This is a genomic window from Flavobacterium sp. UBA4854 (assembly GCF_002399805.1).
Lineage (GTDB): Bacteria > Bacteroidota > Bacteroidia > Flavobacteriales > Flavobacteriaceae > Flavobacterium > Flavobacterium ginsengisoli.
The window spans coordinates 68,950-69,354 of sequence record NZ_DHEI01000105.1 but is presented as its reverse complement, the minus strand read 5'-3'; the positions used below and the strand labels follow the sequence as shown (position 1 = coordinate 69,354).

Below are 405 nucleotides of genomic sequence, written 5' to 3'. Positions count from 1 at the left end.
CAACAACTAAGTGGAAATCTTGGCGAAAAATTCGGTTTAAGCAGTTCCGATTCAAATGGAGTTGCTTCCAATTTAATTCCACAGATTTTAGGTTCTCTAGTGAATAAAGCAAAAGATCCGAACGATAGCAGTTTTCAAATTTCAGATATTATAAATTCAATTTCAGGAAACAGCGGACAAGCTTCGGGAATAATGGACACCATTTCTAAATACGGAATGCAATTTGGCCTTGACCAAAACAACGACGGAAAAGTTGACGTTGCAGATGTTCTTGTAGTGACCAAAAGCAAAGGAGGAATCGCAGGTTTTATTGGAAAGTTGTTTGGAAGCAAATAACTCTTTAAGGCCCAAAGTTACATAGGTTCAAAGCGACAAAGGCTTTTAAAAAACTCAAAAAAAGGATTA

At 36.5% G+C, this 405-nt stretch carries 1 pseudogene; it reads left to right on the top strand.

Annotated features, from left to right (window positions below):
* Nucleotides 1-336: pseudogene (locus B3J44_RS15660) on the top strand (hypothetical protein); the annotation flags it as partial.
* Between the last annotated feature and the right edge of the window lie 69 nt (nucleotides 337-405).